This window comes from Aquiflexum sp., from assembly GCF_041751335.1.
Classification (GTDB): Bacteria; Bacteroidota; Bacteroidia; order Cytophagales; family Cyclobacteriaceae; genus Aquiflexum.
Window position 1 is genome coordinate 1 of the sequence record NZ_JBGSXS010000356.1, and the last position, 6,166, is coordinate 6,166.

At 41.8% G+C, this 6,166-nt stretch carries 2 protein-coding genes; one reads left to right on the plus strand and one right to left on the minus strand.

Translation table 11 applies throughout. The features are described from left to right. Positions 1–189 precede the first annotated feature (189 nt). Positions 190–3,366: a SusC/RagA family TonB-linked outer membrane protein gene (locus ACEW8U_RS19565; RefSeq protein ID WP_373523747.1), complete on the minus strand. Its 3,177-nt coding sequence runs from the start codon at positions 3,364–3,366 to the stop codon at positions 190–192. Positions 3,367–3,667: 301 nt separating this feature from the next. On the opposite strand from ACEW8U_RS19565, the gene ACEW8U_RS19570 reads away from it, so the two are divergent. Then, the coding region (locus ACEW8U_RS19570) for a two-component regulator propeller domain-containing protein (RefSeq protein ID WP_373523748.1) at positions 3,668–6,166 on the plus strand (2,499 nt) is incomplete at its 3' end.

Here is a 6,166-nt window from a genome sequence, read left to right on the forward strand (position 1 = left end):
GAACCTTACATACATACCACTCAGGGCGCCATTTGCATTGTCTTCGCTCACCCAAAATCCCGCAACCGTAATAGAACTTATCGGAGTGAGTTCAAGTTGTTCTGAACAGGAATTGGACAATAAAATCCCTGTAAATAACAGTCCGAATAATCTTATTTGATTCAAATATTTTTTCATGATTTCCAATGATTAGAAGTTGATATTAACACCTAGGAAGAAACTTCTTGGTATAGGATAGCGGCCTGCATCCGTACCTCCCTCTTCTGGATTCAACCCTGTGTATTTGGTAAAATAATACAAGTTAGACCCGGTGAAGTTGACCCTTACTGCTGGGATTTTAAGCGGCCTGAGCACACTTTGGGGAATGTTATAAGCCAAGGTCAGTTCTCTGATGGCCAAATAATCCCCCCTTTCGTAGAAAAAGGTGCTGCCCCTGAATGAATTGTTCTGTGCCAATTGATCCGCCCACATATATCTTGGGAAAGGTGTTTGGTCTCCCTGATTCTGCCAAGAGCGGGTAGTTTCCTGAAGAATACCTATATCTCCTTGGTATTGCCCATTGAACCTTGCCCTTGTTTCATGGTAAATGGTGTGTCCGAGTGCAAAATCTGTCCTGACCGTCAAGGTGAACCTTTTGTAATTGAAAGTATTATGGAATCCTCCGGTCCATCTAGGGAAAATATTACCTGAATAAACCCTATCACGGCTATCGATAGTGTCATTCCTGTCCAAATCAGCCCATCTCACATCACCTCCGTATTTTGATTTATCAGTACCAGGTACCAAAAGGTCAAGCGGACCGCCCAAGGCTTCCTCATCCGTGGCATATACCCCCTGGTATTGATATGCAAACATATCTCCCAATCTGCCTCCTTCCTGAAGGCCACCTTTCCAAACATATTGGCCCAGAGCAGGATCATAAACAAAGACTCCACCGATACGGTTGTTTTCATTGTCATTTTCAGGAAGCTTCATTACGGTATTGATATTGTATGCAGCTACCACACTTGTATTCCAAGAGAAATCCTTTTTTTGAATTATAGTGGCTCCCAACTCCAATTCTACCCCTTCGTTTCTCAAAGATCCCAAATTGGTTAGGATGGAAGAGAATCCCGTTGATTGGGGCAATTCCAGATTGGTCAAAAGGTCATCCGTATCCCTGATGTAATAATCCAATGTTAAATTAATCTTGTTCTTAAACAGACCCATATCTGCTCCGAAGTTCAAAGTTTTTGACCTTTCCCAGCGTAAATCCTGATTGGCCATCCTATTGTTCTGAATGGCAGCTAGATCATTGTACCTCGCTCCTACTGAATACAATCCCTGGGCATGGAAATCTGTGAGGTTTCCTATATTTCCATTGACCCCATAACTGGCTCTCAGTTTTAAAGAGGAAATACTTGAAGGGACATTGGTCCAGAAACTCTCTCTGTGAAGATTCCAACCTGCCGATATTCCCGGAAAGAATCCCCAATAATTATTGGATCCCAAATTGGAAGCTCCGTCATACCGTGCAGATAGGGAGAAAAGATATTTTCTGTCAAAGTCATAAGTTACCCTGCCAAAATACCCCAAGATCAATTGCTGTGAATGGGAACTGGAAACAGCAGTCGGTTCCGCTGAGGCATTTAAAGTCGGGATTAAATCCGATGCTGCACCCCTGCCTGAGGCACTTGCTGAATAATTCTGCCTGTCAAAATAAGCGAAACCTGCCTTTGCCTGAAAATTATGGAGGTCCAATGACTTATTGTAGGTAAAGACCCCATCAAACTGCTTTTGCCAAAACAGGGAATTCGAAAAGGAAGCAGGGCGTGCATCCACAAATTGCGTTGGCGTATTGAAGTAGGATTGTAGGAAGGAATTTTCGGTACCTTGGACAAAATAAACAGAACCTATGGGCTCAAATGTCAGATTCGGCAATATTTCCCAAACTCCTCCTACAGACATAGTCAGTCTGTTGGTAGCATTGAAAGCCTCTGACCTGTTCAGATGATATACAGGGTTGCCCATACTTCTGTTTTGACCGGGAGCCAAGGTGCCGTCTTCATAGTTGAATTTGGCTGTTGGAGCCAAACCCAAGGACCTTTGGAAAATCTGGTTTTCACTAAAAACCTGGGTATTGGAAGAATTGGTAAAATTCAATCGACCATAAACCGACAATTTGTTGTTTACCTCGACATCTCCGTTCATTCTGACAGTAAATCTTTTGAAATCCGTATTGATGGCAACCCCTTCATTGGAGAGGTAGCCAATGCCCATATCGAACCTTGCCTTTTCAGAGCCACCGGATACCTGTACGTAGTGGTTATGGGTAATGGCCTGTCTGAAAAGAACTGATTGCCAGTCTACCTCATCAAATATGATGGTTTTGGTAGGGTCGGCAGGATCGATCATGGACTGCCAGCCTTCGTTCAATTTATGCTCATTTTCAGGAGTCAGATATTGAGGTGTAAATGCCGTATTGTTGGTAAGGTTATTTCCCACTCCAAATCCGTTTGCCTGATTTAATCTGAAGAGGTGGCTTGGGGTTTTCTCAGCTAGCCGTAAAATCCCCATTCTATTGAAATAAATATAATCCCTTGCGGATCCCATTTCATATTGGTTCCACTGTTCGGCCATACCAACATTGTACCTATAGGTAACAGAGGTTTTACCTGCTTTACCTGTTTTTGTGGTAATGATAACTACCCCATTGGAACCTCTGGCACCATATATAGCTGTAGCAGCTGCATCTTTCAAAACCTGGAAAGTTTCAATATCATCAGGGTTGATATCATTCATGTTATTTCTAATTACCCCATCAATTATATAAAGCGGTTCCGCACCATTTGGATTGTTGATGGATGTACCCCCTCTTACAATTACCCTTGGTGCAGCCCCGGGTTGACCTGTGGTAGTCTGGACCCTTACTCCTGCAACTGTTCCCTGCATGGCTGATGCAGCATTTGGGAAAGGGATGTTTTCTAGAATTCTGTTGTCCACTTTGGATACCGATGAAGTAAGGGTTTCCCTGGATTGCTCACCAAATCCGATCACGAGTACCTCGTCCAAATTTTGCGAATCCAGTTTCATCTCCACATTCAAAGTCGATTGGTTTCCTACAAGGGCTTCATATGAAGTGTATCCTATAAAAGTAAACCTCAGCCTACTTCCCACATTGACATCAATGGAATACTCCCCATCAATATCTGTCACTGTTCCTATATTGGCACCTATCACCAATATGTTTACACCGGGAATACTCTCCCCTGTGTTTGCATCAGTTACTCTTCCACTGATCTGTCTTTCTGCCTGAGCAAATCCCAAATGGACTATCCCGAGCAAAAGCAGAAGCATCAAGTAACTTTTAAAGTCGATTTTCTTCATACTTTTAAGGTTTAAATTTTTGTTGTTTTTTGGGTTTGGGCTACTTGCAACAGCTTGCAATTTTGGCCCTTCAAAATCTTTCCAAAACTAGTTCCATGATCTTTGGCAGGGGGGATTCAAAAGTCCATTTGAAGGATTCCAATCGTCTGTAGGGTGAAAAATTGTCCGTAAATTGGTATCCATTCGTCCAAATCATGAAATATTCCCGGATTTCATCAATGATGACGGAGGGATAGATTAATTTTGAATGGATTAAAACCCTCCATAATAATTCGATGCCAAACTTCTAAAATGCCAAATAGTGTTCCGAATACTGATATATATTTTGCTTAGCTGTTTACCTTCCCATATGGTTAGGGGCCAAAAGGCCGCCCTTCCATTGGCCGAATCATCCTCTCACCTGTACAAATTCAGCCAATACAGCAGTAAGGATGGCCTTCCCCAAAATTCAGTCCTCGCAATTCTACAGGACAGAACGGGGTTTATCTGGTTGGGAACAGATGACGGGCTTGCACGATTTGACGGTTACCAATTTGAGGTGTACAGACATGAACCGGAAAACCCCAACAGTCTGAACAATAATGTCATCAGGGCTTTACTTGCTGATCCTTTTGACAATATCTGGATTGGAACAGAAGGTGGTGGCATCAATATTTTAAATCCCCGTTTAGGAAGATTCTTTCCCCTTGACCTAAAAGATGGTAAAGGTCAAAAACCGATTTTTGGCAAAATTTCAGCTCTTTGTATGGATAGTGATCACAATTTCTGGGTAGGAACCAATGGGGGTGGTGTTTACAAAATCTCAGGTTTCCAGGAGATTAAAGAACCATTGGGATCCCCGTCCTATCATGAAGCACTTTCTGCTGTTCAGATTACCAAAGAAAATTCCTTTTTGGAAGATGATAAAATCTGGAGCATTTATGAAGACCAAAACAAAAACATTTGGATTGGTACTTTGGAAGGAGGTGCCTACCTCCTGGAAAAAGGAAAAGGAAACCCCCAGGCTGTCCCAATCCATCATCAAGGAAAAAAAATACAATCGATCAAAAGTTTCTTTGAAGATTCAAAAGGGGATTTTTGGATCGGTACAGAGAAAAGCGGGCTTTTCAGAAAAAAAAGCCGGGAAAAAAATTTCAAATTGTTCAACTTACCTGAACAACGTAGAGATTTCCAGCAACCTGAATTGAACATCACGGGTTTTTGGGAAGACAGGCTTTCCAATCTTTGGATAGGAACTCTAGGCAGGGGACTTTTTGTACTGAACCAAGAACTTGGTCAGGTTTCGCATTTTGAAGACGACCCTTCTGACCCTTACAGCCTAAACGGAAATTCAGTTTATACACTTTTTGAGGACCATTCGGGCAATATCTGGCTAGGTATGTATTCGGGAGAAGGGTTGAACAAAACCAATCCAAACCAACAGCACTTTGAACATTTCAGGTACGACCCTGCCTTACAAAAAGGACTTTCGGGTAAAATGGTAAAATCAATCCTGAAAGATGCAGATGAAAACCTATGGATTGGCCTGTTTAATGGCGGGCTAAATGTATTGCCCAAAAATGAAACCCGGTTCAATTACTATACCGCCGGTGAAGGCCTTACCCTCAGCCATAACCATGTTCAGGTCATCTATCAGGCCCGGGATAAAAAAGTATGGATAGGAACAGACGGTGGTGGCATCAATATTTATGATCCCAAAACCAAAAAATTCCAAAATTTCAGCCATGATCCCAACAACCCCAATTCACTCAGCAAAAACGAAGTATGGTCTATTGTCGAAGATAGAGACAGCAATCTTTGGATAGGAACAGCCAATGGAGGAGGATTAAACAAATTTAACCCATTCACAAGTGAATTCACCCATTATTTTCATCAACCAAATAATCCTCAAAGTCTGCTTTTTGATGATGTCAGGGCCCTTTTGGTTGATTCCAAAAACAACCTATGGATAGGAACCTATGGAGGTGGGTTAAGCAAAATGGACTTGGATAACGGTACATTTAAGCATTTTAGAAAAAACCAAAACTCAAAATCAGGCCTCAGTCATGGAATGATTACTGCCCTGATGGAAGATAAAGCAGGTTACATTTGGATAGGAACTTTTGGAGGTGGTCTCAACCGCCTTAATCCTTTGGATGAATCAATTGTTCAATTCAGGGAAAAAGACGGATTACCCAGTGACATCATCAAAGCAATATTAGAGGATAACAGTGGTCAACTTTGGATAAGTACGGTAAATGGGCTATCCGTTATGGATAAAAACAGTTTTAATTTCAAAAACTATACCGAGGAAGACGGACTGCAATCCGATGAGTTTAATTTGGGTTCTGCTTTCAAGGATGTGGAAGGGAGATTGTATTTTGGGGGAACCAATGGCTTCAATGCCTTTTATCCGGAACGGATTGCACCCAATTCTTTACCCAAAGCTCCAGTCCTCACCCAACTGAAGGTACTCAATGAAATTGTCCTTCCCGAAAAACCAATATTGGGAAAAGTGCTTTTGGAAAAAAACATCAGTTATGTTGATGAACTGAAATTGAAACCTTTCCATAACAGTTTTGAAGTTGTGTTTTCTGCCTTTGAATATTCCTCCCAGGAAAAGATACGGTTTGCATATCGGCTCGAAGGATACGATAAAGATTGGATCATTACTGATTCCAAAAGGAGGTTTTCCAATTATGCCAACTTACCGGCGGGCAACTATGAATTGAAAATCAGGGCGTTTTATGAGAATGATATAGATTTTTCGGAGACGAGCAGCATCCGAATAACCGTCTTACCGCCCTGGTACAAAACAAAT

Coding starts and splice junctions, on each gene's coding strand:
- ACEW8U_RS19565 (WP_373523747.1), bottom strand. CDS start 3,366: ATGAAGAAAATCGACTTTAAAAGTTACTTGATGCTTCTGCTTTTGCTC.